This window comes from Duganella rhizosphaerae (assembly GCF_040364205.1).
GTDB lineage: Bacteria > Pseudomonadota > Gammaproteobacteria > Burkholderiales > Burkholderiaceae_D > Rugamonas > Rugamonas rhizosphaerae.
On record NZ_BPWK01000004.1, the window covers coordinates 67,053 to 91,695 of the forward strand.

Sequence of the window (24,643 nt, forward strand, 5' to 3'; positions counted from 1 at the left end):
TCCGGGCTGGCGTAGTCTGTACGGCATCGAACACTGTGGCCGGCGCCCCCTCCGCCGCGTTCGATTGCCCCGGCGTTTTTGACATTCATATATGCAATTGATATCATGATTTGGCGTGTATTTCCCGCTTCTCTGGCAGCTTCAAGGCCGCGAAGATTTCGCCGTTCCAGCAGTGTGCAGAGACCCCGTGCCTAAAACAGAAAAACCCAAAATCCTGGTTGTCAACGACGATGCCAACAGCCTGTTCGCGTTGACCAGCCTGCTCACCCAGTGGGCGGAACAGGAGTCCTACGAGGTACTGGCGGCACGCTCGGGCCAGGAGGCGCTGCGCCAGGTGCTGATGCACGACTTCGCCGTGATCCTGCTCGACGTCAACATGCCCGGCATGGACGGCTTTGAAACGGCCGAAGCGATCCACCAGCGCGCCCGCTCGGCCGACATCCCCATCATCTTCATCACCGCCTTCCTCGCGGACGAGCTCGACCGGCTGAAGGCTTACCAGCGCGGCGCGGTCGACTTCCTGTTCACGCCGGTGATCCCGCAAATCCTGTACGCCAAGATCTCGGTGTTTGTCGCGCTGGCCACCAAGAACGAGGAATTGAAGAAGCAGGCGCGCCAGCTGAGCCAGCGCACCACCGAGCTGACCGCCACCAACCTGCGGCTGACCTGCGAGATCGAGGAGCGCCAGTCGGCGGAGCGGCAAAACCACGCCAAGGACGAGTTCCTCGCCATGCTGGGCCACGAGCTGCGCAATCCACTGTCGGCCATCAGCAGCGCGGCGTCGCTGATCGGCCTGCCCGGCGTGTCGGCCGAGGGCGTGACGCGCGCCAAGAAGATCATCCAGCGCCAGAGCCAGCACCTGGGCCGCATCGTCGACGACCTGCTCGACCTGTCGCGCGCGATGTCGGGCAAGATCCTGCTCAACCGCGCGCCGCTGGACCTGGCCGCGCTGGTGGCCGCCTCGCTGGAAACCTACCGCGCCACCGGCCGCAGCGCCGACTACCAGCTGGTCAACGACCTCGACCAAGGCTGGGTCGACGGCGACGCCACCCGGCTCGAACAGATCACCAGCAACCTGATCGACAACGCCCTCAAGTACACCCCGGCCGGCGGCCGCATCGAAGTGCGCACCTGGACCGAGAACGACGACGTCGTGCTCAGCGTGCGCGACACCGGCGTCGGCATCGCCGCCGACCTGCTGCCGCATGTGTTCGACGTGTTCGTGCAGGGCTCGAGCACGCTGGACCGCTCGCAGGGCGGCCTGGGCATCGGCCTGTCGCTGGTGCGCCGGCTGGCCGACCTGCACGGCGGCGCCGTCGCCGCCGAGAGCAAGGGACCGGGCGGCGGCAGCACCTTCACGCTGCGCCTGCCCCGCATCGAGCACCAGCCGGTGGCGGCGCCCCCGCCGGCCGAGCCCGTCAGCGAGCGCGGCATGCCCAGCATCCTGCTGATCGAGGACAACGACGACGGCCGCGAAATGATGACCATGATGCTCAGCTGCTACGGCTATGAAGTGCACGCGGCGGCCGACGGCCACGAAGGCGTGGCGGCCGCCGCCAGCCGCCAGCCGGACGTGGCGCTGATCGACATCGGCCTGCCCGGCATCGACGGCTACGAGGTGGCGCGCCGCCTGCGCGCCGATCCGGCCACCCGCGACATCCGCCTGATCGCGCTGACCGGCTACGGCCTGGCCGAGGACCTGCGGCGCGTGCTGGACGCCGGCTTCGACCGCCACCTGGTCAAGCCGGTGGACATCGACCAGCTGACCGAAGTGATCGGCGGCTGCGTGCCGCTGGCCGTCAAACAGTGAGCATTAGCCAGAGTGCGCCACGACTTGCAAAGCTCGGGTATGATCGCCCCATAAAGTACGCCCTAAGAGAAAAACATGTCCGTCCCGGCACCACAACAACAGCAACAAGCGCCCGGCCAGCCAGACGCCCTGCGCAGCGCCGACCTGAGCGACCTGCTCGGCCACGTCCATACCTGCTGGGACAACGAGCGCCGCTCGCTGTCGCGCCAGCTGCACGACAGCCTCGGTTCGTCGCTGACGGCGCTGACCATGCACCTGGGCCTGCTGATGCAGAAGATGCCGCAGGAACCGGCGCTGCAAGACCGCGCCGCCCACATGAAGCAACTGCTGATGCAGATCGTCGAAACCAACCGCCAGATGCAGATCAAGCTGTGGAACGACAAGCTGGAATTCCTCGGCGTGCGGGTGGCGCTGGGCGAGGCGGTCGAGCAGTTCGGCCAGCAGCAACAGCTGACCGCGCGCTGCAGCCTGCCGGAGGAGGAATTGAACTGCCCGCGCAGCCACGGCATCGTGCTGCTGCACACGCTGGAGGAAGCGTTGCGCAACATCGTCGCCCATGCGCAGGCGTCCGAGGTGGACGTCATCGTCGACGACAATGAAGACGAAGTGATGTTGACCGTGAAGGACAACGGTGTCGGCCTGGACGGGCCGGTGACGGCGCTGCTGGGCCAGGTCGGCGGCAAGTTCGGCCTGCGCACCGCGCGCGAACGGGCCGCCTACCTGGGCGGCACGCTGACGCTGTCGAAAGGCGCCGAGCGCGGCGTGACGCTGACCATGGTCCTGCCCAAGCCGGCCGCCGCCTGAACTAGCCGGCGTTTCTCAATGCAGCTTGACCAGCGGCGTGCTGCGCTTGATCAGGAAGCGCGCCAGCGCCAGCACGGCGGTGCGCACCGTACCCAGCACGGCGCGGTGATGCATCAGGTGCAGGCTGACATACATCAGCCGCGCCACCAGGCCGTCGACAAACCAGCTTAAGCCCTTCAGCGATCCCATCAGGCTGCCCACCGACGTGCTCTGGCCGACCGACACCAGCGAACCATAATCGCGATACACATACGGCTGCCGCTGCGGCGCTTTGCCGCGCTGCTGGCGCATCAAGGTCTCGACCAGGTAGTCGGCCTGCTGGTGCGCGGCCTGCGCGCGCGGCGGCACCAGCCTGCCGTCCGGCCCGGCGCAGGCGGCGCAATCGCCCAATGCATACACGCCGGCGTGGCCTGGCACGGCCAGGCGGGCGTCGACTTCGATCTGCCCCGACTTGTTGGTCGGCAGGCCCAGCTGGCTGAGGATGTCCGGCGCCTTGATGCCGGCCGCCCACACCACCAGCTGCGCCGGATAGACCACGTCGCCGGCCGTCACGGCGTCGGCGGCGATGGCGGTCACGCGGGTGGCCGTCACGACCTTGATGGCGCGCTGATGCAACAGCGCCAGCGCGGCCGCCGATACTTTTTCCGGCAAGGGTGCGAGGATGCGCGGCGCGCCCTCGAGCAGCGTGATGCGCACGTCGCGCTCGGCGCGCAGCTGGCGGAAACCGTAGGCGGCATACACGCCGCTGGCCTCGCGCAGTTCGGCCGCCAGCTCGACGCCGGTGGCGCCGCCGCCGATGATGACGATGTCGACGCCGGCCTCGGGCCGGGTGCTTTTCTGCAGCTCGGCCTGGGTCAGCAGCTTGAGCAAGGTCAGGCGGAAGCGCTCGGCGTCTTCGGTGGCGTTCAGGGAGATGGTGTGTTCGGCGGCGCCGGGCACGCCGAAATAATTGGAGGTGCTGCCGATCGCCAGCACCAGCGATTCGTAGCCGACGTGGCGCTGCGGCAGCACTTCCTCGTGCCGGCCGTGGTCGTCGCTGTAGATGGCGCCGACGGTCAGCCGCCGTTGCCCGGCGTCGAGCGCCTGCATCGGTCCGTAGACAAAGGTGAAGCCGTTGTCGTGCGCCAGCATCTGGTAGGACAGGCCTTCCTGGTGCACGTCCAGCGTGCCGGCCGCCACCTCATGCAGCGACGGCTTCCAGATATGGAACAGGCGGCTGTCGACCAGCGTCACCGCCTGCGGACCCAGCTTGCGGCCCAGTTTGCAGGCGAGCTCCAGCCCGCCTGCCCCGCCACCTACGATCAAGATTTGACTCTGCAAACGTTTCTCCTGTGGGCGGCGGCTGGCGCCGCGTGATCAGTCCTTGTTGTGGCCTTTGCCGTGGCCATTGCCGTTGTCATGGCCGTGGCCCTTGCCATGGTCGTCATCGCGGCGGTCGTCCCGTCGGTCATCACGACGGTCATCGCGACGATCATCGCTGCGCTCTTCGTGGCGGCCGTCGCCATGACGGTCGCGGTAGCGCGGCACGTATTGATTCTGGTACCAGCCATCCTGCACGAAGTACACGCGCTGGCCGCAGGCGTTGTAGGCGCCGCAATGCTTGTCCCAATGCTTGGCATGGCCGGGCGGCACGCGCAGGTAGATCGGCGCGCTCTCCACGTAGCGTACCGGACGCTGGACGATCACCGGCTCACGATAGATTACCTGAGGTTGCGGATAATCGCCGATATCGATGCGGCCGTAAAAACCAGGCTGGCCGATGTTGATGGATACGCCGACGTCGCTGGCGAAGGCTGCGGAGGACAACGCCAGCAGGCTGGCGGCAAGGATCTTGGCTTTCATGATGGCCTTCTTTTCTTGTAATCGTGGCTGAGCGAACTTGCTCAATTGGAATGGTAACAAAGGCGGGCCCGACTATCCGTACGCTAGCGTACACAGAAAACCACAATGCCTCACCAAAGTTGCGCCAGCGGCAACACCACCCCGCTGAAGAAGGCCCAGTTCGGCGAGGCGCTGTTCAAGCCATGGGCGGCGCCGAAGTCCATGGTCAGCCGCTTGGTGGGGCTGTAGCTGAACGCCACCAGCACCTGCGCGGTACTGGCCGCCCCGCTGCGGCGGGTGCCGGACCATTCGCCGGTCACGCCCCACTGCTCGTTCACCGGAGTCGAGAACGAGGCCGACAAGCCGGTCTGCACCCGGCCCGTGCCGGCATCGTAGGCGCCCAGGCGGGTGGCGTTGAGGTTGGCGTCCATGTGGACGCTGCCCATGTCCCGGCTGTAGATGCCGTTCAGGCTGTAGTCGGCGCGGCCGCTGCCGATGCTGTCCCTGGCGGTGGGCGCTTTCGCGCCCAGCTCCAGGCCCAGCGCACTGCCCTCGTCCAGCACGAAGGCGCGCTTCAGCACGAACAAGGTATCGCCGATGCCGCGCGCGCGGCCGCCGCCGCCATCCGGCGCCGACACATAGGCTTCGCCGCCGAGCACCACACCCCACTGTTCGTTGAAGCCCAGCTTGAGCGCGTACGGCAGGCTGTTGCGGCGGCCGTCATCGGATTTGCTGCTCAAGCCGCCCAGCTCCAGCTCCAGCTGGCCGGCCGCCGGCAACTGCGCCGGACTGGAAACGGACGGGCGATAAGGCGTGATCGGCGGCCCGTCTTCGGCCAGACAAAACAGCGGCAACAGGCAGAGCGCGGCGGCGAGAGGCGTTTTCATAAGGTTCCTTGTTTGGCTATAACGCCAGCGTAGCACGTCGCTTGCCGAAGGGAAAACACCCGTGCTAGAATAATAGTTCGAGTCCTAACTATTAGTAGGTGAATGGTATGTCTTCTATCGAAGAGCGCTTCTCCGCCGCGCTGCACGGCACCGCCCGCGCCTGGCGCCTGGCCATCGACCGACGGCTCAAGCATTTGGGCATCAGCCAGGCCAGCTGGATGGCGATCGCCTACACCGCCAAGGAAACGGAACCGCCGTCGCAAACCCGGCTGGCTTCCCGTGTCGGCGTCGAAGACCCGACCATGGTCGCCACCATCGACCGCCTGGTCAAGGCCGGCTACATGCTGCGCACGCCGTCGGAGACCGACCGCCGCGTCAAGCTGGTCAGCCTGACCGAGGCCGGCAAGGAAATCTATCAAACCGTCTGGGCCGAAGCCTCGACCGTGCGGCTGGAACTGCTGGGCAGCGCCGATCCGGCGCTGCTGCGCGTCGTCACCGAGTTCCTGGAGACCATGCAGGCCGATCTCGAAACGCGCATATGAACCCGGCCGCAGGCGCAATCAACCGCCGCATGATCACCATCTCGATCATGCTGGCGACCATCATCCAGGCGCTGGACGGCACCATCGCCAACGTCGCGCTGCCGCACATGCAGGGCAGCCTGTCGGCCTCGCAGGACCAGATCACCTGGGTGCTGACTTCCTTCATCGTGGCCGCCGCCATCGCCACGCCGCTGACCGGCTGGCTGTGCGACCGCTTCGGCCAGAAGAACATCTTCCTGACGGCGGTGGCCGGCTTCACGGCGGCCTCGGTGCTGTGCGGGCTGTCAGGCTCGCTGGCCGAAATCGTCGCCGCGCGCCTGCTGCAAGGCGTGTTCGGCGCGGCGCTGGTGCCGCTGTCGCAGGCCACGCTGCTCGACATCAATCCGCGCGAAAAGCACGGCTCGGCCATGGCCGTGTGGGGCATGGGCGTGATGATCGGCCCCATCCTCGGCCCCACCCTGGGCGGCTGGCTGACCGACAGCTACAACTGGCGCTGGGTGTTCTTCATCAACGTGCCGGTCGGCGCACTGGCGTTCTACGGCATCTGGCGCTACATCCGCCCCGTGCCCGGCGCCCGCAAGATGACCTTCGACGCCTTCGGCTTCGCCACCCTCAGCCTGTCGATCGGCGCGCTGCAGATGCTGCTCGACCGCGGCGAACAGAATGACTGGTTCGCCGCCAAAGAGACCTGGGTGGAAGCCATCGTGCTGGCGCTCAGCTTCGCCTACTTCGTCGCGCACACCGCGCTGCGGCCGGCCGGCAAATCGTTCTTCGACTACCGGCTGCTGAAGAATGCGAACTACGTCAGCGGCCTGCTGTTCATCTTCATCGTCGGCCTGGTGCTGTACGCCTCGCGCGCGCTGACGCCGTCGATGCTGCAAAGCCTGATGGGCTATCCGGCCGCCGTCGCCGGCCTGGTGACGGCGCCGAGCGGCATCGGCACCATGGTCGCGATGATGGTGGTGGGCCGGCTGGTGGGCAAGTTCGACCTGCGCCTGCTGCTGGGACTGGGCTTCGCCATCACCGCCTTCTCGCTGTGGCAGATGACGGGCTACACATTGGTGCTGTCGCGCAGCGACATCGTCTGGCCGGGCGTGATCCAGGGCCTGGGCCTGGGGCTGGTGTTCGTGCCGCTGAGCGCCGCGACCTTCGCCACGCTGTCGCCGGAGATGCGCGCCGAGGGCACGGCCATCTACAGCCTGATACGCAATATCGGCAGCTCGATCGGCATCGCCATGGTGCAGACGCTGCTGGTGCGGAACACCCAGGCCATGCACGCCACGCTGGCCGAGAAGATCACCACCGTCAATCCGTCGCTGCTGGACAACCTGGCCACGCCGGAAGCGGCGGCCGCGCTGAACGGCGAGATCACCCGCCAGGCCTCGATGATCGCGTACGTGGACGACTTCTGGCTGATGATGATCCTGACCTTGTGCGTGATACCGCTGCTGCTGTTGATACGTCCGCCCGCCAGGCAGGCCGCGCCGGCGATCGACCACGCGGCCATGGAGTGATGATGAAACGATTGGAACCTCAAGTGAAAAAAACCGCCTTGCTACTGGCCGCCGCCCTGGCGCTGGCCGGCTGCGCCCACATCACGCCGGACCCGCATCCGCTGGCCAGGCGCGACATCGCCGGCGCCGAACTGTCGGCCGGCATCAAGCTGGCCCAGGAAGGCTGGCCGGACGCGCAATGGTGGACCGCCTACCACGACGAACAACTGAATGCGCTGATCAAGCAGGCGCTGGCCGCCGGCCCGACGCTGGAAGTGGCGGCGGCGCAGATCGGCAGCGCGCGTTCGGCGCTGTCGCGCAGCGCGGCCGACCTGGGGCTGGATGTCGACGGCTACGCCGGCGCCAACCGCCAGCGCTACTCCGGCACCGGCCTGTTCCCGGCGCCGATCGGCGGCGCCTGGTTCAGCGCAGAGACGCTGCGCCTCGACGCCCGCTACAACTTCGACTGGTGGGGCAAGAACCGCGCGCAGGTCGCCGCCGCCGTCGGTGAGTTGAACGCCGGCCGCGCCGTCTATGCCGAAGCGGAACGCGCACTGGCCGCCGCCATCGCGCAAAGCTACTTCCGTCTGCAAGGCGCGTGGGCGCGCCTGGCCAACACCGAACAGCTGGCGGCCGCGCAAGCGGCGCTGGTGCAGGACAAGGCCAAGCGCATCGCCGGCGGCCTGGCCGTCGGCGACGAGCAGCGCGCCGCCGAATCGGAGTTGAGCCTGATCCGCAAGCAGCAGGCGCAACTCAACGCCGACATCGGCCGCGAGCGCGAAGCCCTGCGCGCCCTGATCGGCGCCGACGGCGGCGCGCTGGCCGACCTCAAGCCGCAACCATTGGGCAACGCGGCGCACGCCCTGCCCGCCCGTCTCGGCATGGAACTGCTGGCGCGGCGCCCGGATCTGCAAGCCGCGCGCTGGAAGCTGGAAGCCTCGCTCAGCAAGATCGACGCGGCCAAGGCGGCCTTCTATCCCGACGTGAACCTGACCGGCTCCATCGGCCTGGACACGGTCAAGCTGGAGAACCTGCTGCAAGCGGCCAGCCGCACGCTCTACATCGGGCCGACGCTGACGCTGCCGCTGTTCGACAGCCGCCGCCTCGACGCGCAACTGGACAGCGCCCGCACCGGCCGCAACGAACGCATCGCCGAATACAACCAGGCGGTGATCGCCGCCGTGCGCGATGTGGCGCAGGACGGCGTGCAGCTGCAAGGCATCGAACAGCAGATCGTGCAGCAGTCGGCCGCCACCGGCGCGGCGCGCGCGCAACTGGCGTCGGCGCAGGCGCGGCTGGAACGCGGCCTTGCCGGCCGCGCCAGCGTGCTGTCCGCGCAACTGGCGCTGCTCAAACAGCAGGACGCCGACCTCTATCTGCAACAAGTCCAGCGACTGGCCGAAGTGGCTTTGACGAACGCGCTGGGCGGCGGCTATCGCGAAGAAGCGCCCACCGCCACCGCCTTCAAATAAAACGGGAACCCATCATGAGCACTGACACCACCAAACCCAACGACAAAAAGCGCAAGACCGTGCTGGCCGCGATCACGCTGCTGTTCATCGCCGCCGGCGTGGCCTACGCGGTTTACTACAAGGCCGTGCTGTCGAAGGAGCAGGAAACCGACAATGCCTACGTGGGCGGCAACCTGGTCAACCTGTCGTCGCAGGTGACCGGCAACGTCACCGAAATCCGCGCCGACGAAACGCAGATGGTGCAAGCCGGCGCCACCCTGATCAAGCTCGATACGGCCGATGCCGACATCGCGCTGAGCCAGGCCGACGCCCGCCTCGGCGCCGCCGTGCGCCAGCAACGCCAGCGTTACGCCGACGTCGCCCAGTACGACGCCACCGTCGCGCTGCGCAAGCTGCAATTGAAAACCGCCGAAGACGACCTGGCGCGCCGCAAGCCGCTGGCGGCCGATCACACGGTGTCGGGAGAGGAAGTCGACCACGCGCGCCAGGCGGTCGACAATGCGCGCGCCGCGATCGCGGTGGCGAGCCGGCAGGCCGAGGCCGCGCAGGCCGGCGTGGCCGGCGTGACGGTGGCCCGGCATCCGGCGGTGCAGGCGGCCAAGGCGGACTACGTGCAGGCCTGGCTGGCGGCGCGCCGCAACACCATCGTCGCGCCGGTGTCGGGTTACGTGGCCAAGCGCAGCGTGCAGATCGGCGCGCGCGCCGCGCCTGGCACCTCGCTGATGGCGATCGTGCCGCTCGACCAGCTGTGGGTCGACGCCAACTTCAAGGAATCGGAACTGCGCAATATCCGCGTCGGACAGAGCGCGAAGATCGAAGCCGACATGTATGGCGGCAAAGTGGAATTCCACGGCAAGGTGGTGGGACTGTCGGCCGGCACCGGCAGCGCGTTCTCGCTGCTGCCGGCGCAGAACGCCAGCGGCAACTGGATCAAGGTGGTGCAGCGGCTGCCGGTGCGCATCGCGCTGGATCCGAAGGAGCTGGCCGAGCATCCGCTGCGCATCGGCCTGTCGACCACGGTGACGGTGGACATCAGCAAGGCCGACGGTCCGGTGCTGGGCGCGGCGATGCCGCAAACGCCGGTCTACAGCACGCAGACGCTGGCGCAGCCGCTGCAGCAAGCCGCCACCGCCGCCGACGCCATCATCGCCCGCAACCTCTAAACCCGGGTTACTTGCACAGCTCGGCGTCGAGCTGGCGGATCGCCGCCTGGGCCTGGGTAATCACGCGGTCGGCGATGCGCTGGCGCATGCCGGGCACGCGGCCGGCCGCTTCGGCTTCCAGCAGCAAAGGCGTCAGCAGCTGCAGCGCGGAGTCGTGGAAGCCCTGGGCCACCAGGTCCAGCTGGGTGTTGAAGCTCAACTCGGCCGCTTGCAGCTGCTTGCGCAGTTCGGCCTCGAAGGCGGCGCGCTTGTCGCGGATCTCGGTGCGTTTGCGTTTGCCGCCGTCGCTGAACCATTTGAACGCGCCGGCCAGCAGCACCGCGCCGCCGACAAACGGCGCCGCCGGCGCCACCACCGGCAACACCACCGCCGCGCCGATCAGGTAAGCCGCCGTGCCGGTGCCGGCCGCCACCACCGCTCCGCTCATCAAGGTGACGTTGGCCGCCGTGTCGACGCTGTTGACGATGCGCGTGCCGACCCGCAGCCGCGGCATCAGCTTGGCCAGCGTCGAGTGGTGCTGACGCTGGAACACCGACGATTGATTCAGCCGCATCGCCTGCTGGAACAGCCGCAAGTCCTCCTGCAACAGGTGCAGCGACTGCTCCTTGCGGCGCACGATGCGGTCCAGCCGCCGCTCCATCTCCTGGCCGAACTGCTGGCGTCCCATGCTGGCCCACACATCGTCGTCTTTCCACTGATCGGTGTTGAGCCGGTCGGTGATCGCCAGTTCGATGGCGTTGCCGGCATCGTGCACGGCGTCGTCGATTTCCTCCAGCAGCAGGCGGCGTTCGTAGGCGATGCGCTGGTCCACCAGGGTCAGGCGTTGCAGCACCTGGTTTTTCAGCTCGTTGGCGGCGCTGACCAAGGTCGCGGCCATCGCCTCGCCCACCGACAGCATGCGCGCCTGTTCCAGGTAGACGCTGATGTCCTGCGCGATGGCGGCAGTGGTGCTGCCCACCAGTTCCCGCAGTTGAACATGATCGATGTCGCCGGACTGGAAATTGCGTGCGTGTTCGACCAGCACCGGTTGTCCCGCGTGGCGGCCGAAATCGGCCACGGCGTCGGCCAGCGAGCGGCCGCGCACCAGCCGGCGCGCCTGTTCGCCGAGGTTGGCGAGGATGCCGCGCTCTTCGGTCTGTGGCAGGCGGTTCAGGTCTTCGGGCGAGAGCCGGGCCGACAAGGCTTTGGCGAGGCGTTGCGCCAGCACGCGGGCGTCGGGGCCGTGCAGCGCCAGCAGCGGGATGGTCATGCTGAGGGCGTTTTCGCGCGCGGCCTGGTCGATGCCGGCGCTGCTGCGGCCGAGGGCGTTGAATGCCCAGTCGACGTCCACGCCCGATTCGATGGCGTTCAATACCAATGCGGTGAAGACGGCGGAGGATTTGCCGTCGCCGGCGATGTCGGTGACTGCCGCGAACTGCGCCAGCGTCAGGCTGCCTTCGTTGCCGGCGATGGCGCCCACGGCGCGCGCGTAGGCCGAGCTGAAACTCTGGTCGGTGGACATGTGCTCGTCCAGCGAGCGCACGCTGACCACATGGGTATCGCCGGGAGTACCGTGCTGATTGTTCACACTTGCTCCGCTTCGTTAAATAATGCTGTTATTGCATTTTAACTGAAGCGGCGCGATCACTACGTTAGCTGGCACACGGCTAAGCGCGGAAGTAGGTCAGCGCGGCGAATAGAATGGCAACCAGCGAGATATTGAGCGCCAGGGTCCAGCCCATCAGATCGGCCTTTATCTTAAGCATGTCGTTATGGAGATGGTTGCCCTGCTGCTTGATCGAACCATCCAGCCGCTGTACTTCCAGATCAATTTTTGCGCTCAACTGCAGATCGCGCCTTTCCGACTCGGCGGCCACTTCCCGGATCATTTGCTCCAGTTGGCCGCCATGGGCGTCCAATCGGCCACCTTGTGTGAGTATCGCCTCACGCAAATCATAGATATCGGCCTTGGTCGCACATTGCGTCAGCATCACTTCACGAAGCGCGAGCGCATGCGCCTCCGCTTGCTCAGCGGGTACACCGGCCGCTTCCAAACGCTTGGTATAACTGAGGGTGTCGAATGTACCGTTCATCTCCACATTGTGCGCCTCTGCCCGCGCCACGCAAGCAGCACACTTTGATTCGGCTCAACCCGGCACCACCTCGGTAGACAGGATCAACGTCTCCTTGATCTCCTCCATCACGACATAGCTTTTCGACTGCGCCGCCCCCGGCAAGCTGAGCAGCATGTCGCCCAGCAGCTTGCGGTACTCGGCCATTTCATGAATGCGCGCCTTGATCAGGTAATCGAAGTCGCCCGACACCAGATGGCATTCCTGCACCTCCGGTATGCGCAGCACCTCGCGCCGGAACTGCTCGAACACCGGCCCCGATTTCTGGTTCAGCGTGATCTCCACGAACACCAGCAACTTCGCCCCCAGCGCCGGCGGATCGATGCGCGCGTGGTAGCCGGTGATCACCCCGTCCCGTTCCATGCGCTTGACCCGCTCGATGGCCGGCGTGATCGACAGGCCGACCTGCTCGCTCAAGTCCTTCATCGAGATCCTCCCGTCCTCCTGCAGGATGCGCAATATCTTTCTGTCCAGTTTATCGAGGCTGCGGACCGATTCTTTTTGAATTCGCATGAAAATCCACTGAATATATGAAGTTATATAGTAACAAATACTAGCAATACAAGCATACCATAGCGGAATATCTGGTATGGCTAAATAATCGGGAGACTGTAATGCGGGTTGTGATCTTGGGTAGCGGTGTTATCGGCGTCACCAGCGCCTACTATCTGGCGCAAGCCGGCCACGACGTGACCGTGCTCGACCGTCAGCCCGGTCCCGCGCTGGAAACCAGCTTCGCCAACGCCGGCCAGATCTCCCCCGGCTACGCCTCCCCATGGGCCGCGCCCGGCATCCCGCTCAAAGCGATGAAATGGATGCTGCAACGCCACGCCCCGCTGTCGATCACCCCGGACGGCACGCTGTTCCAGCTGCAATGGATGTGGCAGATGCTACAAAACTGCAATGCCGAACGCTACGCCGTCAACAAGGAACGCATGGTGCGCCTGGCCGAATACAGCCGCGACTGCTTCAAAGCCCTGCGCGCCGCCACCGGCATCGAATACGAAGGCCGCCAGCAAGGCACGACCCAGCTGTTCCGCACCCAGAAGCAGTTGGACGACGCCGCCAAGGACATCCAGGTGCTGCAGGAAACCGGCGTGCCCTACGAGCTACTGAACCGCGAACAACTGGTCGCCGCCGAACCCGGCCTGGACCAGAACAAGCTGGTCGGCGGCCTGCGCCTGCCCAACGATGAAACCGGCGACTGCCAGCTGTTCACCACCCGCCTGACCGCGATGGCCGAGCAGCTGGGCGTCAAGTTCCGCTACGGCGTCGACATCAGCGGCCTGGTCACGGCCGGCGAAGAGATCAAAGGCGTGCAGTGCGGCGCCGAGCTGGTGACGGCCGACTCCTACGTGGTCGCGCTGGGCGCCTACTCGACCACGCTGCTGAAGGACCTGGTCAAGATCCCGGTCTATCCGATGAAGGGCTATTCGATCACCGTGCCGATCGTGAACGCCGCCTCCGCGCCGGTCTCGACCATTCTGGACGAAACCTACAAGATCGCCGTGACCCGCTTCGACGACCGCATCCGCGTCGGCGGCATGGCAGAGCTCGCCGGCTTCAACCTGGCGCTCAACCCGCGCCGCCGCGAAACGCTGGAAATGGTGGTCAACGACCTGTTCCCCGGCGCCGGCGACACCGCCGCCGCCAGCTTCTGGACCGGCCTGCGTCCGATGACGCCGGACGGCACGCCGGTGGTCGGCCGCACCGGCCTGCGCAACCTGTTCGTCAACACCGGCCACGGCACGCTGGGCTGGACCATGTCCTGCGGCTCGGCCCAGCTGCTGTCGGACCTGATCTCGGCCCGCCGCCCGGCCATCCTGTCGGACGACCTGTCGGTCAGCCGCTACAACCGCGAAGGCGCCCAGCGCCGTCCGCAATTCGCCAACGCCTGAACCTGATCTTCGCTTTACCCCGTGCGCGGCGCCTGTGACGTCGCCGCGCACGGCTCCCTCACCAGCCTCCCATCCCCGCCGAATGCCCCACAGTGTGGCATTGCCGCCTCCTCAAGGCCCCAGAAGCCACGCGCGAGCCAAGATGGCGTTGAGATTGGGGCCGCGCATGCGTATAATTTTGATCATGAATAAACTAGAAGCATTCGGCCATATCGCGGCGCTGGCCATCCGTGGTGAACTGGTTTTCCCGACCAGTGTCAATGCGGCGCTCCGCGTTCAACTTGCGCTCGACGATCCGGAATGCCCGGTCGACAAGGCCATCAGCCTGGTGCTGGCGGAGCCTATCCTGGCCGCACGCACCGTCGCCATCGCCAATTCCGCGATGTTCAACCGCTCCGGCGCGCCGGTGATCACCAACGTGCGCGGCGCCATCATGCGCATCGGCTACCAGAATCTGTTCGCGCTGGCGGCCGCCATGGTGGTGCGCCAGTTCGGCGCCAAGATCGCCGACCCCGAGCTGCGCTACAAGGCGGAAAAGCTGTGGGACCACACCATCGCCGTGGCGGCGCTGTCGCGCATCATCGCGCGCCAGGTCACCGGCGTGAACCCCGACACGGCGCTGTTCGCCGCCATCGTGCACGAAGTGGGCGGCTTCTACCTGCTGTCGCGCGCCGACGAATTCCCCGGCCTGCTGGAAGAAGATCCCGAGAACTGGCACTCGGCCAGCGAGGAAATCATCACCCGCGAAGTGATGCGCAAGCTGTGCATCCCGGAGCCGGTGGCCGAAGCCATCGAAGGTCTGCGCGACAGCTTCATGTCGATCCCGCCGGACACGCTGCTCGACACGCTGCTGCTGGCCAATCACCTGACGCCGGTGAAGTCGCCGTTGCAGGAAGCCCAGCGCGACCTGCCGCCGCACTCCGATTCGGCCATCGACCTGTTCATCGACGAGGAAAAGCTCGAATCCATGCTGGCCGAAGCCAAGATCGACGCCATCGAGATGAACAACGCGCTGCTGGTCTGAGTTTGCATCAACGATTGGCGTAGCCGGAGCGGAACGGCTTGCGGCTGCCGTCGGGCGCGTACACAAAGCGGTCGACGGCGCCGATATCCGCGCCATACACATGCACGCCGACCGACACCCGGTCGTCACAGGCGTTGCGCACTTCATGGATGTCGCCCAAGGTGGGCGACACCGCACTCACCTCTCCCGCCCGCAACAGCAAGGGCTCGCCGTCCATTACCAGCGCCCCGCTGTCGTCGTGGCGCCATGGCTGCGCCACCTCCGCGCCGCGCAGGATGCCGACCAGTCCCCACACCGTGTGATCGTGCAGCGGCGTGCGCTGTCGCGGCCCCCACACGAAGCTGGCGACCGAATAACGAGCAGCGGGATCGAGATACAGCAGGTACTGCCGGTAGAACTGCGGATGCGGCTGCGCCAGCGCATCGGGCAGCCAGTCGTCGTGCGCCAGCAAGGTGCGCAGCAGCGCCCCGCCCTGCGCGACGATGTCGGCTTCGGCCGCACCGCGCGCCAGCAGCGCGTCCATGCCATCGACAAAGCGCCGCAGCTGCGGCGGCAGATCCGGTTGTTGATACGCTGGCTGCATGCTCTCTCCGACCGAGGATATATCACCCCATCTTAGCGTAATTTGCTATCCTGATGCCCGCGACCATCACGGAGAATTTGAATGCAGAATGCGCCACTGTCCTACGGTTCCGACTCATCGGGTCTGGTCTGCGGCTACCTGTTCGGCCGCGCACCGGACTGCAAGGGCCTGCCGCTGGACGCCGACGCCGCATCCCTGTGGCTGGCCGAGCGCGAGCAGCATCCGCAGGAATTCATCTGGCTGCACTACAACCTGGCCAACACCGCCAGCGAAAAATGGCTGCACGAGCACACCGCGCTGCCGGAAGAATTCTACGAAAGCCTGCACGAAGGCCCGCGCTCGACCCGCATCGAAATGGCCGACAACATGCTGATCGCCGTGGTCAACGACGTGCTGCACGATTTTTCGTTCGAGCCGTCCGACATCTCCACGCTGTGGCTGAGCGTCGACCAGCAGATCGTCATCAGCGCGCGGCGCAAGCCGTTGAAGGCGGTCGACGGCCTGCGCAACGCGGTGCGCAACGGCGAGCCGATACGTTCGTCGGTGGAGCTGCTGATCCACCTGCTGCGCGACCAGGCCGACGCGCTGATCAAGATCGTCCGCAACGCCATCAGCACCGTCGACGAGATCGAGGACAATCTGCTGGCCGGCAAACTGAAGACCAAGCGCGCCAGCCTGGGCGCGCTGCGGCGCGTGCTGGTGCGCTTGCAGCGCCTGCTGGCGCCGGAACCGGCCGCGCTGTTCCGGCTGCTGCAACGGCCGCCGGCCTGGGTGGCCGAACTCGACGCCCAGGAACTGCGCGAGTCGACCGAGGAATTCTCGATGGTGCTGGCGGACATGGCCTCGCTGCAGGAGCGCATCAAGCTGATCCAGGAAGAGATTGCGGCGCTGGTCAACGAAGGCAATAACCACAGCCTGTTCGTGCTGACCATCGTCACGGTGCTGGCCCTGCCGATCAACATCATCGCCGGCCTGCTGGGCATGAACGTCGGCGGCATCCCGCTGGCGCAGGACCCGGAAGGCTTCTGGCTGGTGGTGGCGATCGTCGCCAGCTTCACGGTGATCGCCGGCTGGCTGGCCTTCCGCCGCCAGCGCGACGTGTCGTAATGACTAAATTAAATCGTTGGAAATTTATAATTCCAATAGGCTGCGTCATAGTCCTGCTTGTCCTGGGTGTTTTTTTAAATAAACCTCTATTTTTAAAGGCATTAATCGCAAAATACAAGTCGACGGACAACTTTATAACGCTGGCGGAAGATTCGCGGATACGATACGAAAAAAGCGCGAAGGGGAATGCACTGTCATTGAAGGAAATTCTGAGTGCCAGCCAGCGCAAGGTGGAAGTCACTCTGAATGCGCATTTTGCAAAACCGATAGAAACTTATGTTTGCGCGTCGCAGGACTCGTTCAATGACTATGTGTTTTTATCAAAAAACGTCAGGGGCGCTGTGTATTGGGGGAAATTATTTTTATCTCCAGGCGCTTTCGACCGTGGCGAAGAATCTCTCGCCGAGCTAACAACGCATGAGCTCACGCACTATCTTTTCAATACGCATCTGGGAGAAAAAACTCACATTGAGAATATTCCTATGTGGTTCAGAGAAGGAATTGCTGTTTTTGTCGCAGACGGCGGTCCGGACTACACCAAAGAAAAAGATGTGTCGGAATTAATGAGCAGCGCGGAAAAAGAAGCCTACTTGTCTGGTCGCGTTGACTTTTGGTTCGCAAGTAAAAATCCCGCTGATGCCGTCACAAGGAATGGGGTGGCGAACTGGCTTATCTACAGGATTGGCGCATCGTTTGTACATTATATGCACGATACCCAACCTGAAAAATTCGAAAAACTGATGCAGCTGCTGCTATCCGGAACTGAGTTTCCGCAAGCACTGGAAGTCTCATATGGGAAAAATATTGAGATCCTGCGGAAAGAGTTTTCTCAATATCTGAGGAGAGTGAATGAACGGACCATCCCCCAATAACCCGCATCCGATGGCGGGCTTCCCGCAAGTCTGCTACATCAAGAACACGGTCGACAATCCGAACATCGTCATCGGCGACTACACCTACTACGACGATCCCGACGACGCGGAAAACTTCGAGCGCAACGTGCTGTATCACTTCCCCTTCATCGGCGACAAGCTGGTGATCGGCAAATTCTGCGCACTGGCGCGCGGCGTCAAGTTCATCATGAACGGTGCCAACCACAAGCTGTCCGGCATCTCGACCTATCCGTTCCAGATCTTCGGCAACGGCTGGGAACAAGTGATGCCGGCGCCGGGCGAGCTGCCGTACAAGGGCGACACGGTGATCGGCAACGATGTGTGGATAGGTTACGACGTGCTGGTCATGCCCGGCGTGACCATCGGCGACGGCGCCATCGTTTCATCGCGCTCGGTGGTGACGAGCGACGTCGCGCCATACACGGTGGTCGGCGGCAATCCGGCCAGGCAGATCAAGGAGCGCTTCGCGCCCGAGGTGGCGGCGCGGTTGCAGGCGATCGCGTGGTGGGACTGGCCGGTCGAACATATCACCGCCAACCTGGCCTTTATCGTGGCCGGCGATGTCGAACTGCTGGCGCGACTACGACCGCATTCCTGAAGTTCCAGACGCGGGTCCCGCCGTAGGCCGCGAACAGCACGCCCATCGCCAGCGCGATCAGGTTGTCGCGGCGGTAGCTACCCCGCACGGTGGCCAGGCTGGAGACTTCCTTGCCGCCGACCGTCACGCCGTAGACCGTATAAAACCGTCCCGGCAAAAAACTTGGACTGCTGACCTGCCCTGGATGAAAGCGCACTTTGATCGGATAGGCCTCGGCATCGCGGATCGCCGCGCGCAGGCGCTGGTCCGAGTCGCCTTTGTCGAACAACACGAACTGGCGCTGCTCGCCATCCAGCGTGAAATACAGGCCGCCCTGCGCCGACTGCGACGCGGCCACACGGCCGCTCGCCGTCTCCAGCTGATCGGCATTGGGGAAATTGCGCTCCAGCGCGACAAACACCAGCATCAGGCCGATGCCGAGCAGCAGAAAAAAGTACGCGCCGCGCTGGCTGGCAAACCAATTCTTCATCGTGTGTCTGTGTAAGAGTGATGTCGCATCATAGCGCAACGATGTATAGTTAAGGTTCTTGCAACCAGAAAAATCGATAACGTGCGTATTCAACTGAGAGAAAAAATCATCCGCGTCTGCAACGACAAGATCGCGCAAAAGGGAGAGACCGTGGGCCTGTCGTTCTACGCCTTCTTCGCCAACAAGAACGACGACCCGGAGCTGCTGATGGAAGCGGCCGAATGGTGGATACGCACCCACCAACTCGATCACTTCGAGAAGGCCGTCAAGATCCGCAAGATGGTCGAACAGCAGCAATAAGCAATGGCCACCATGCAGATCGATCACCTGTTCATCCGCGCCCGCGTTGGCGCGCCGGAAGCGGCGCTGCTGCGGTCCTTCGGCCTGAGCGAAGGATCGGGCAACCGCCATCCGGGCCAAGGCACCGAGAACCGCCGCTTCTTTTTCCACAACGCCTTCCTCGAATTGCTGTGGATCGCCAACGACGATGAAGTGCGCAGCGCCCGGACCAGCCCCACCCTGCTGGCCGAACGCCTGGCCGACGCCAGCCCGGCCTGCCCGTTCGGCATATGCTGGCGGCCATCCAGCGACGATGTCGCCGCGCCTTTCCCGTGCTGGGGCTACACGCCGGCCTATCTGCCGCCGGGCATGCAGATCGGCATAGGTGCGGACGTGCCGGCATCGGAGCCGATGTGGTTCTTCCTGCCCAAAGGCGCTGCGCCGTCAGCCTATCCGGAAGCGCGCCGCCAGCCGCTGAACCATGCGGCCGGCGTGAACACGATCACTTCCGTCACGTTGACGCTGCCGCTGCCGCAGCAAGCGTTATCGGCTGCGACGAAAGCCAGCAGCACGAGCGCGCAACTGACACTGCTCGAAGGCGACGCCTACCTGATGGAGATCTGTTTCGACCACGGCGCGCAAGGCCGGACCCACGATTGCCGTCCCGGCCTGCCACTAGTGCTGCACTACTGAGTTAATAAACATTTTAGTTTACTTACTAGCGGAGGCCGCTTACAGTATCGGTACTCGCTACCTTTGATTGCCGACGATGAAAACACCTCTGCTGATAGGCGCCGCCTGCCTGCTGGCCCTGCTCTCGACGATAGGCGCGTCGCTGCCCTATCCCATCCTGCCGCCGCTGTTCGCCGCCGGCGTCAGCAACGGCTTGAACCAGTTCCTCGGCCTGCCGCCCAAACTGCTGTTCGGCCTGGCGCTGACCATCAATCCGCTCGGCCTGCTGATCGGCTCCGCGCTGCTCGGGCCGATGTCCGACCGCTACGGCCGACGCCCGGTGCTGCTGATCACCGCCGTCGGCGCCGCCATCGGCCACGCCGCCACGGCCTGCGCGCTGCTGCTGGAATCGTACCCGCTGTTCATCGTCGCCCGCTTCGTCACCGGTCTGCTGGAAGGCAACGGCTCGGTGGCGCGCGCCATGCTGGCCGACCGCCTCGACGGCGACCTGCGCCGCAAAGCCTTGTCGTGGCTGAACGGCGCGTTCTACATGGGCTGGCTGGCCGGTCCGCTGCTGGCCGGCATGACGCTGGTGTGGGGCATCACGGTGCCGTTCTGGATCGCCGTGGCGGCGCTGCTGCTGGTGGCGCTGCTGGTGGCCGTGGTGCTGCCGACCGAGGCGCCGTCGCTGGCGACCACCTCGTGGTGGCAGGTGGCGCGCGACCGCCACTCGCTCAACCTGCTGCGCGAACCGGACCTGCGCAACCTGTTCATCGTCACGCTGGCCTACACCTGCGGCGTGACGGCGTTCTACGAATTCTATCCACTGTGGCTGGTCGAAGTGCCCGGCTTCGGCGCGCGCGGCATCGCCTGGACCACCGCCGCCATGTGCGCGGTGATGACCACCACCACCATGTTCGCCGGCCGTCCGTTCAGGGGCGAACCGCTGCTGCGGGCGCGCCGCTTCGCGCTGGTCACGGCCTCGCTGATCGCGCTGCTCGCGGCCAGCAACGCGTGGATCGGCATCGCCGCCATCGTCCTGTACGGCATACCGCATTCGATCTACAACGCCATCGTCCCCAACTGGTGCGCCGAGCGCTTCGGCGCACACGGACAAGGCGCCGTCATGGGCCTGATCTCCACCACCTTCTGCCTGGCCAACATCATCATGGCCTTGATCGGCGCGGTGCTGACGCTGATCGACACGCGCCTGATCCTGGTGCTGGGCGCGGCGCTGACGGCGTGGTCGGCCTGGCGCATGCAGACCTGGCACGCCAGCATGGCGCGCAACGACCGCGACAAGCTCGAAGGGGCGCTGCCATGAACACCGCCGAACACACGCTGTTCCTGCTGAAGACGCGCGGCCCGCAAACCGCGCAGCAACTGGCCGGCCTGCTCAACCTGACCTCGATGGGCGCGCGCAAGCAGCTCGAATCGTGGCAGGAAAAAGGCATGGTGACGTATGAGGAAGTGGCCGACAAGCCTGGCCGGCCGTCGCGCCGCTGGCTGCTGACCGAGGCCGGCCACGCGCGCTTCCCCGACCGCCACGCCGACCTGACGCTGCAACTGATCGATCAGGTGCGCGGCCTGTTCGGCGAAGCCGGCCTCGATAAATTGATCGGCGCGCGCGAGGCGGCCAGCGAACAGCAGTATCGCCAGCATCTGCAGGCATCGAGCACGCTGCCGCAGCGGGTGGAAGCGCTGGTGCAGGCGCGCAGCGCCGAAGGCTATATGGCCGAAGTCGAAACCCGCGACGACGGCAGCATGCTGCTGATCGAGAACCACTGTCCGATCTGCGCGGCCGCGCGCCAGTGCCAGAAATTCTGCCGCTCGGAGCTGGATGTGTTCCAGCGCGTGCTGGGTCCCGAATGTTCGGTGGGCCGCGTCGAGCACATGCTCAACGGCGCCCGCCGCTGCGTCTACGTGATCAAGCCGCTGTAGGTTCCGGCAGCGCGACCACGGCACGCGGCGGCGTCTGCTCCAGCAGCAGTTGCCGCAGCTGCTCCGGCGGCAGCGGACGGCTGAACAGATAACCCTGCATCTCGTCGCAGCCGTTCCGGCGCAGGAAGGCTAGCTGCTGCTCGGTCTCCACGCCCTCGGCGATCACGCGCAGGCGCAGGCGGTGCGCCAGATCGATGATGGAGCTGGCGATGGCTTCGTCGCCCTCGCTCACGCCCAGGTCGCGCACAAACGATTTGTCGATTTTCAAGGTGCTGATCGGGAACGACTTCAGCGCCGACAGGCTTGAATAACCGGTGCCGAAATCGTCGATCGACAGCGACACGCCCATCGCCCGCACTTCCGCCATCTTGTCCACGGCCTGCTGCAGGTCGCGCATGATGACGCCTTCGGTCACTTCCAGCTCCAGCCATTCGGCCGCCAGGCCGCTGTCGGCCAGCGCCAGCGCCACCCGCTGCACCAGCCCCTGCTCCTCGAACTGGCGCGGCGAGACGTTGACGGCGACCCGCAGCGGCGGCAGGCCGGCGTCCTGCCAGGCGCGGTTCTGGCGGCAGGCGGTCTGCAACACCCACTCGCCCAGCGCGATGATCATGCCGCTCTCCTCGGCCAGCGGGATGAAGCGGTCCGGCCCGATGCAGCCCTGTTCCGGATGCTCCCAGCGCACCAGCGCCTCCACGCCGAAGATGCGGCCCGTATGCAGGTCGACCTTGGGCTGGTACACCAGACGGAACTGGCCGTCGTCCAATGCGCTGCGCAAGCCTTCCAGCAGCAACAGTTTCTCCTCGATGCAGGCGTTCATTTCGCGGGTGTAGAACTGGCAGTTGTTCTTGCCCAGGTCCTTGGCGCGGTACATGGCGGCGTCGGCGTGCATCAGCAGCGTTTCGGCGTCGGCGCCGTCGTTGGGGTAGACCGCCACGCCGATGCTGCAACTGACCTGGACTTCCTGTCCGCTCAGCGTGATCGACTTGAGCACCGCCTCGCGCACCCGCTCCAGCACCGGCGCGGCGCGCTCGCTGTGACGCGGCTCGTTCAGCACCAGCACGAATTCGTCGCCGCCGAAACGGCCGACCGAGTCGCCGGCGCGCAGGCAGGCGCTCATGCGCGCGGCCACCACCTTGAGCAGCTCGTCGCCGGCGTTGTGTCCCAGGCCGTCGTTGACCAGCTTGAAACCGTCAAGATCGATGAAGGCCACCAGCACCGCGCCGCCGTTGCGGCTGGCCTGGGCGATGGTCAGCTCGAGACGGCTGGCGATCAGGCTGCGGTTGGGCATCCCGGTCAGCGTATCGTGATGCGCCAGGTGCAGCATGCGCTCCTCGGCCAGTTTGCGTTCGCTGATGTCGCGCACGATGGCCACCAGCCCGCCCTCCACCGGCACCACCTGCTGATGCAGCCAGCGCGCCCGCAGTTGCGGGATATTGCTCTCCCATTCCTGTTCATGCACGCCGCCTACCTGCGTCACCTGCACCAGATGGTCGAACATGCCGTTGCTGCGCGCTTGGGGCATCAGGCCGCACAGCGTCATCAGCCGCAGTTTTTCCTTGCTGTAGCCGGTCATCTTCTCGGCCCGCGAGTTGGCGTCGACGAAGACGAAGTCGATGATCTCGCCACCGCTGTTGCGCACTTCGCGCAGGACGAAGAAAGCGTCCAGGCTGGCCGCCGATGCCGCCGCATAGGTCTCCTGCGCGCGCCGCATGCGGGCACGGTTGCGCGCCCCCTGCCAGGACCACAGCCACAGCAAGGCGGTGCTCAGTACCAGCGCCACGCTGGCGACCGACGCCTCCCAGGTTTTCTCGCGGCGCTGGCGCTCGAAGCCAGCCATCTGCTCACGCTCCGACAGGCCGACCACCACGTTCAGCGCGACGCCGTGCAGCTCGCGCATGCCGCTGTAGCGGCGCACGCCGTCCACGGTGCTGACCTGTTCCGCCGATTGTTCCATGTGCTGGCCGAAGGACAGCTTGTCGCCGATGCGCAGCGAGCGCACCACGCCGTCGCTGCCCACCAGGCCCAGCATGCCCTGCTCGCCGAGACGGCTGCGCTCATAGCTGCTGGTGAAGTAGGCGGGATCGGTTTCGACGATGACGATGCCGGCGAAGTTGCCCGTGTCGTCGTCCAGCCGGCGGGTGAAGTGCAAATGCCACTCGGTGTTGGCGGCGTCGCGCGTGGCCTGGCTGACGAAGGTGACGCCGCTGTCGCGCTCCTGATGGAATTTGAAGTAGTTTTGATCGGCCACCGAAATCGGCAACGCCTTGGGATTGCTGGCGACGGTCAGGCCGTTGCGGTCGACGATGCTGACCACGAACACCACGCCCGGCGGCAGCAAGCCTTCGCGGCCAAGTTCCGGCAACGCGCCCAGCGCGCCCTTGCGTTCGACCGCATATTTGAGCACGCGCAGCGTCTGGTCGATGCCATCCAGGCTGCGCGCCACCTGCGCCTCATAGGTGCCCATCAATTCGCGCAGCGAATCGGTGGCGGCTTCGCGCGCGTGCACGCGCTCGGCGTCGATCTCGTGGAAGGTCACCACCCAGATCGCCACCAGCAGCAGCAAGGCAAACAAGGGCAGCGAAACGTGTGTGTCCAGCCCGCGCCGCAGCCAGCGGTTGCGCAGGGTCTCGCTGCGGGTGCGCGCTGTCATCGCGTCACCAGCACGGCCTTGACGCTGGCATCGAGCGCCGCGCGGTCGATATAGCCTATCATCGACGGATTCTCGGCCACCATCTTGCGCACCGCGATGCTGCTGTCCAGCTCGCGCGGCGGCTGGCCGCGGCCGGTGAACACCATCTTGGTCCAGTAAGCCTTCATCAGCGCCGGCGACTTGGCCGCCACCTTGTTGTAGAACTCATCGCGCAGCGGGCTGCCGAGCGGCAGGTCCAGCGCCATGGCTTCGTCGCCGCCGGGGAAGCGGCCGGTCTGCGCCAGGAAGATGTCGGCCACCTGCTCGGGCCTTAGCACCGACAGCGGATTGCGGGCCGAGACGATGACGACCAGTTCGGCCGCGCCGGCGCCGGTGCATGCCAGCACCAGCAGCACCAGGGGTATCAAGCGAAGGATAGACATGGCA

Annotated in this window: 25 protein-coding genes; 15 read left to right on the forward strand and 10 right to left on the reverse strand. The window is 65.5% G+C overall.

The annotated features are described in order from the left end of the window. Nucleotides 1–187 precede the first annotated feature (187 nt). Nucleotides 188–1,810, forward strand: coding sequence for a response regulator (locus tag RUGAMON1_RS10140; RefSeq protein WP_445230394.1), 1,623 nt, complete (start codon nucleotides 188–190; stop codon nucleotides 1,808–1,810). 75 nt (nucleotides 1,811–1,885) lie between these two features. Continuing rightward, the gene (locus RUGAMON1_RS10145; RefSeq protein WP_445230395.1) at nucleotides 1,886–2,614 is read left to right on the forward strand and encodes a sensor histidine kinase; all 729 of its coding nucleotides are present in this window, start codon (nucleotides 1,886–1,888) and stop codon (nucleotides 2,612–2,614) included. 15 nt (nucleotides 2,615–2,629) lie between these two features. On the opposite strand, the gene RUGAMON1_RS10150 is transcribed toward RUGAMON1_RS10145, so the two are convergent. The 3 genes from RUGAMON1_RS10150 to RUGAMON1_RS10160 form a co-directional block, all read right to left on the reverse strand. Further along, nucleotides 2,630–3,934, reverse strand: coding sequence for an NAD(P)/FAD-dependent oxidoreductase (locus RUGAMON1_RS10150; RefSeq protein ID WP_445230396.1), 1,305 nt, complete (start codon nucleotides 3,932–3,934; stop codon nucleotides 2,630–2,632). 36 nt (nucleotides 3,935–3,970) lie between these two features. Beyond that, nucleotides 3,971–4,456, reverse strand: a complete 486-nt coding sequence (locus RUGAMON1_RS10155; protein ID WP_445230397.1) for a hypothetical protein — start codon at nucleotides 4,454–4,456, stop codon at nucleotides 3,971–3,973. A 110-nt stretch (nucleotides 4,457–4,566) separates the two neighbouring features. Next, nucleotides 4,567–5,322 carry a transporter gene (locus tag RUGAMON1_RS10160; protein ID WP_445230398.1) on the reverse strand — a complete coding sequence of 252 codons (756 nt, stop codon included), beginning with the start codon at nucleotides 5,320–5,322 and terminating at the stop codon, nucleotides 4,567–4,569. Nucleotides 5,323–5,429: 107 nt separating this feature from the next. On the opposite strand from RUGAMON1_RS10160, the gene RUGAMON1_RS10165 reads away from it, so the two are divergent. The 4 genes from RUGAMON1_RS10165 to RUGAMON1_RS10180 are packed head-to-tail and all read left to right on the forward strand — an operon-like array spanning nucleotide 5,430 to nucleotide 9,992. Next, a complete protein-coding gene (locus RUGAMON1_RS10165; protein WP_445230399.1) occupies nucleotides 5,430–5,864 on the forward strand; it encodes a MarR family winged helix-turn-helix transcriptional regulator in 435 nt (144 codons plus the stop codon). After that, complete coding sequence (locus RUGAMON1_RS10170; RefSeq protein WP_445230400.1) at nucleotides 5,861–7,378, forward strand: MDR family MFS transporter; 1,518 nt, start codon at nucleotides 5,861–5,863, stop codon at nucleotides 7,376–7,378. The genes RUGAMON1_RS10165 and RUGAMON1_RS10170 overlap by 4 nt, the downstream gene beginning before the upstream one ends. Nucleotides 7,379–7,401: 23 nt before the next feature. After that, nucleotides 7,402–8,829 carry an efflux transporter outer membrane subunit gene (locus tag RUGAMON1_RS10175; RefSeq protein WP_445230401.1) on the forward strand — a complete coding sequence of 476 codons (1,428 nt, stop codon included), beginning with the start codon at nucleotides 7,402–7,404 and terminating at the stop codon, nucleotides 8,827–8,829. A gap of 14 nt (nucleotides 8,830–8,843) precedes the next feature. Continuing rightward, on the forward strand, nucleotides 8,844–9,992 hold the full coding sequence (locus tag RUGAMON1_RS10180) for an HlyD family secretion protein (protein WP_445230402.1): 1,149 nt from the start codon (nucleotides 8,844–8,846) through the stop codon (nucleotides 9,990–9,992). Nucleotides 9,993–9,999: 7 nt separating this feature from the next. Here the strand turns inward: RUGAMON1_RS10180 and RUGAMON1_RS10185 are convergent, their stop codons facing one another. The 3 genes from RUGAMON1_RS10185 to RUGAMON1_RS10195 form a co-directional block, all read right to left on the reverse strand. Further along, nucleotides 10,000–11,559, reverse strand: a complete 1,560-nt coding sequence (locus RUGAMON1_RS10185) for a hypothetical protein (RefSeq protein ID WP_445230403.1) — start codon at nucleotides 11,557–11,559, stop codon at nucleotides 10,000–10,002. A 79-nt stretch (nucleotides 11,560–11,638) separates the two neighbouring features. Then, nucleotides 11,639–12,064, reverse strand: coding sequence for a CCDC90 family protein (locus RUGAMON1_RS10190; RefSeq protein ID WP_445230404.1), 426 nt, complete (start codon nucleotides 12,062–12,064; stop codon nucleotides 11,639–11,641). A 54-nt stretch (nucleotides 12,065–12,118) separates the two neighbouring features. Continuing rightward, complete coding sequence (locus RUGAMON1_RS10195; RefSeq protein ID WP_026335331.1) at nucleotides 12,119–12,616, reverse strand: Lrp/AsnC ligand binding domain-containing protein; 498 nt, start codon at nucleotides 12,614–12,616, stop codon at nucleotides 12,119–12,121. Nucleotides 12,617–12,717: 101 nt separating this feature from the next. Here RUGAMON1_RS10195 and RUGAMON1_RS10200 point away from each other — a divergent pair, with 101 nt between their 5' ends. Together RUGAMON1_RS10200 and RUGAMON1_RS10205 are read left to right on the forward strand one after the other, a co-directional pair. Next, a complete protein-coding gene (locus RUGAMON1_RS10200; protein WP_445230405.1) occupies nucleotides 12,718–14,001 on the forward strand; it encodes a D-amino acid dehydrogenase in 1,284 nt (427 codons plus the stop codon). A gap of 184 nt (nucleotides 14,002–14,185) precedes the next feature. Next, nucleotides 14,186–15,025 (forward strand): HDOD domain-containing protein, encoded by an 840-nt coding sequence (locus RUGAMON1_RS10205; RefSeq protein WP_445230406.1) that lies wholly within the window; start codon nucleotides 14,186–14,188, stop codon nucleotides 15,023–15,025. A 7-nt stretch (nucleotides 15,026–15,032) separates the two neighbouring features. On the opposite strand, the gene RUGAMON1_RS10210 is transcribed toward RUGAMON1_RS10205, so the two are convergent. Next, entirely contained in the window at nucleotides 15,033–15,608 is a 576-nt protein-coding gene (locus RUGAMON1_RS10210) for a cysteine dioxygenase family protein (protein ID WP_445230407.1), read from the reverse strand. Nucleotides 15,609–15,689: 81 nt separating this feature from the next. Between RUGAMON1_RS10210 and RUGAMON1_RS10215 the strand changes: the two genes are divergently transcribed. Genes RUGAMON1_RS10215 through RUGAMON1_RS10225 form a run of 3 tightly spaced genes read left to right on the forward strand, consistent with a single transcriptional unit; the run spans nucleotide 15,690 to nucleotide 18,206 of the window. Next, nucleotides 15,690–16,715 (forward strand): transporter, encoded by a 1,026-nt coding sequence (locus RUGAMON1_RS10215; protein WP_445230408.1) that lies wholly within the window; start codon nucleotides 15,690–15,692, stop codon nucleotides 16,713–16,715. Then, complete coding sequence (locus RUGAMON1_RS10220; RefSeq protein WP_445230409.1) at nucleotides 16,715–17,587, forward strand: gluzincin family metallopeptidase; 873 nt, start codon at nucleotides 16,715–16,717, stop codon at nucleotides 17,585–17,587. The genes RUGAMON1_RS10215 and RUGAMON1_RS10220 overlap by 1 nt, the downstream gene beginning before the upstream one ends. Further along, on the forward strand, nucleotides 17,565–18,206 hold the full coding sequence (locus tag RUGAMON1_RS10225; protein ID WP_445230410.1) for a Vat family streptogramin A O-acetyltransferase: 642 nt from the start codon (nucleotides 17,565–17,567) through the stop codon (nucleotides 18,204–18,206). Before RUGAMON1_RS10220 ends, RUGAMON1_RS10225 begins: the two co-directional genes overlap by 23 nt. On the opposite strand, the gene RUGAMON1_RS10230 is transcribed toward RUGAMON1_RS10225, so the two are convergent. Then, nucleotides 18,154–18,675, reverse strand: a complete 522-nt coding sequence (locus tag RUGAMON1_RS10230) for a hypothetical protein (protein ID WP_445230411.1) — start codon at nucleotides 18,673–18,675, stop codon at nucleotides 18,154–18,156. The two genes, RUGAMON1_RS10225 and RUGAMON1_RS10230, sit on opposite strands and share 53 nt — an antisense overlap. A gap of 81 nt (nucleotides 18,676–18,756) precedes the next feature. Between RUGAMON1_RS10230 and RUGAMON1_RS10235 the strand changes: the two genes are divergently transcribed. From RUGAMON1_RS10235 to RUGAMON1_RS10250, 4 genes are all read left to right on the forward strand, one after another. Continuing rightward, nucleotides 18,757–18,975 (forward strand): DUF6500 family protein, encoded by a 219-nt coding sequence (locus tag RUGAMON1_RS10235; RefSeq protein ID WP_445230412.1) that lies wholly within the window; start codon nucleotides 18,757–18,759, stop codon nucleotides 18,973–18,975. Between the two features lie 3 nt (nucleotides 18,976–18,978). Next, complete coding sequence (locus tag RUGAMON1_RS10240; RefSeq protein WP_445230413.1) at nucleotides 18,979–19,647, forward strand: VOC family protein; 669 nt, start codon at nucleotides 18,979–18,981, stop codon at nucleotides 19,645–19,647. Between the two features lie 76 nt (nucleotides 19,648–19,723). Then, nucleotides 19,724–20,950: an MFS transporter gene (locus RUGAMON1_RS10245; protein WP_445230414.1), complete on the forward strand. Its 1,227-nt coding sequence runs from the start codon at nucleotides 19,724–19,726 to the stop codon at nucleotides 20,948–20,950. Continuing rightward, on the forward strand, nucleotides 20,947–21,567 hold the full coding sequence (locus RUGAMON1_RS10250) for a helix-turn-helix transcriptional regulator (protein ID WP_445230415.1): 621 nt from the start codon (nucleotides 20,947–20,949) through the stop codon (nucleotides 21,565–21,567). The genes RUGAMON1_RS10245 and RUGAMON1_RS10250 overlap by 4 nt, the downstream gene beginning before the upstream one ends. On the opposite strand, the gene RUGAMON1_RS10255 is transcribed toward RUGAMON1_RS10250, so the two are convergent. Both RUGAMON1_RS10255 and RUGAMON1_RS10260 read right to left on the reverse strand, forming a co-directional pair. Then, nucleotides 21,554–24,217 (reverse strand): bifunctional diguanylate cyclase/phosphodiesterase, encoded by a 2,664-nt coding sequence (locus RUGAMON1_RS10255; protein WP_445230416.1) that lies wholly within the window; start codon nucleotides 24,215–24,217, stop codon nucleotides 21,554–21,556. The genes RUGAMON1_RS10250 and RUGAMON1_RS10255 overlap by 14 nt on opposite strands. Further along, nucleotides 24,214–24,639, reverse strand: coding sequence for a type 2 periplasmic-binding domain-containing protein (locus RUGAMON1_RS10260; RefSeq protein WP_445230417.1), 426 nt, complete (start codon nucleotides 24,637–24,639; stop codon nucleotides 24,214–24,216). Before RUGAMON1_RS10260 ends, RUGAMON1_RS10255 begins: the two co-directional genes overlap by 4 nt. Nucleotides 24,640–24,643 lie beyond the last annotated feature (4 nt).

Coding starts and splice junctions, on each gene's coding strand:
- RUGAMON1_RS10145 (WP_445230395.1), top strand. CDS start 1,886: ATGTCCGTCCCGGCACCACAACAACAGCAACAAGCGCCCGGCCAGCCA.
- RUGAMON1_RS10155 (WP_445230397.1), bottom strand. CDS start 4,456: ATGAAAGCCAAGATCCTTGCCGCCAGCCTGCTGGCGTTGTCCTCCGCA.
- RUGAMON1_RS10160 (WP_445230398.1), bottom strand. CDS start 5,322: ATGAAAACGCCTCTCGCCGCCGCGCTCTGCCTGTTGCCGCTGTTTTGT.
- RUGAMON1_RS10165 (WP_445230399.1), top strand. CDS start 5,430: ATGTCTTCTATCGAAGAGCGCTTCTCCGCCGCGCTGCACGGCACCGCC.
- RUGAMON1_RS10170 (WP_445230400.1), top strand. CDS start 5,861: ATGAACCCGGCCGCAGGCGCAATCAACCGCCGCATGATCACCATCTCG.
- RUGAMON1_RS10180 (WP_445230402.1), top strand. CDS start 8,844: ATGAGCACTGACACCACCAAACCCAACGACAAAAAGCGCAAGACCGTG.
- RUGAMON1_RS10190 (WP_445230404.1), bottom strand. CDS start 12,064: ATGAACGGTACATTCGACACCCTCAGTTATACCAAGCGTTTGGAAGCG.
- RUGAMON1_RS10195 (WP_026335331.1), bottom strand. CDS start 12,616: ATGCGAATTCAAAAAGAATCGGTCCGCAGCCTCGATAAACTGGACAGA.
- RUGAMON1_RS10200 (WP_445230405.1), top strand. CDS start 12,718: ATGCGGGTTGTGATCTTGGGTAGCGGTGTTATCGGCGTCACCAGCGCC.
- RUGAMON1_RS10205 (WP_445230406.1), top strand. CDS start 14,186: ATGAATAAACTAGAAGCATTCGGCCATATCGCGGCGCTGGCCATCCGT.
- RUGAMON1_RS10210 (WP_445230407.1), bottom strand. CDS start 15,608: ATGCAGCCAGCGTATCAACAACCGGATCTGCCGCCGCAGCTGCGGCGC.
- RUGAMON1_RS10215 (WP_445230408.1), top strand. CDS start 15,690: ATGCAGAATGCGCCACTGTCCTACGGTTCCGACTCATCGGGTCTGGTC.
- RUGAMON1_RS10220 (WP_445230409.1), top strand. CDS start 16,715: ATGACTAAATTAAATCGTTGGAAATTTATAATTCCAATAGGCTGCGTC.
- RUGAMON1_RS10225 (WP_445230410.1), top strand. CDS start 17,565: ATGAACGGACCATCCCCCAATAACCCGCATCCGATGGCGGGCTTCCCG.
- RUGAMON1_RS10230 (WP_445230411.1), bottom strand. CDS start 18,675: ATGAAGAATTGGTTTGCCAGCCAGCGCGGCGCGTACTTTTTTCTGCTG.
- RUGAMON1_RS10240 (WP_445230413.1), top strand. CDS start 18,979: ATGGCCACCATGCAGATCGATCACCTGTTCATCCGCGCCCGCGTTGGC.
- RUGAMON1_RS10245 (WP_445230414.1), top strand. CDS start 19,724: ATGAAAACACCTCTGCTGATAGGCGCCGCCTGCCTGCTGGCCCTGCTC.
- RUGAMON1_RS10250 (WP_445230415.1), top strand. CDS start 20,947: ATGAACACCGCCGAACACACGCTGTTCCTGCTGAAGACGCGCGGCCCG.
- RUGAMON1_RS10255 (WP_445230416.1), bottom strand. CDS start 24,217: ATGACAGCGCGCACCCGCAGCGAGACCCTGCGCAACCGCTGGCTGCGG.
- RUGAMON1_RS10260 (WP_445230417.1), bottom strand. CDS start 24,639: ATGTCTATCCTTCGCTTGATACCCCTGGTGCTGCTGGTGCTGGCATGC.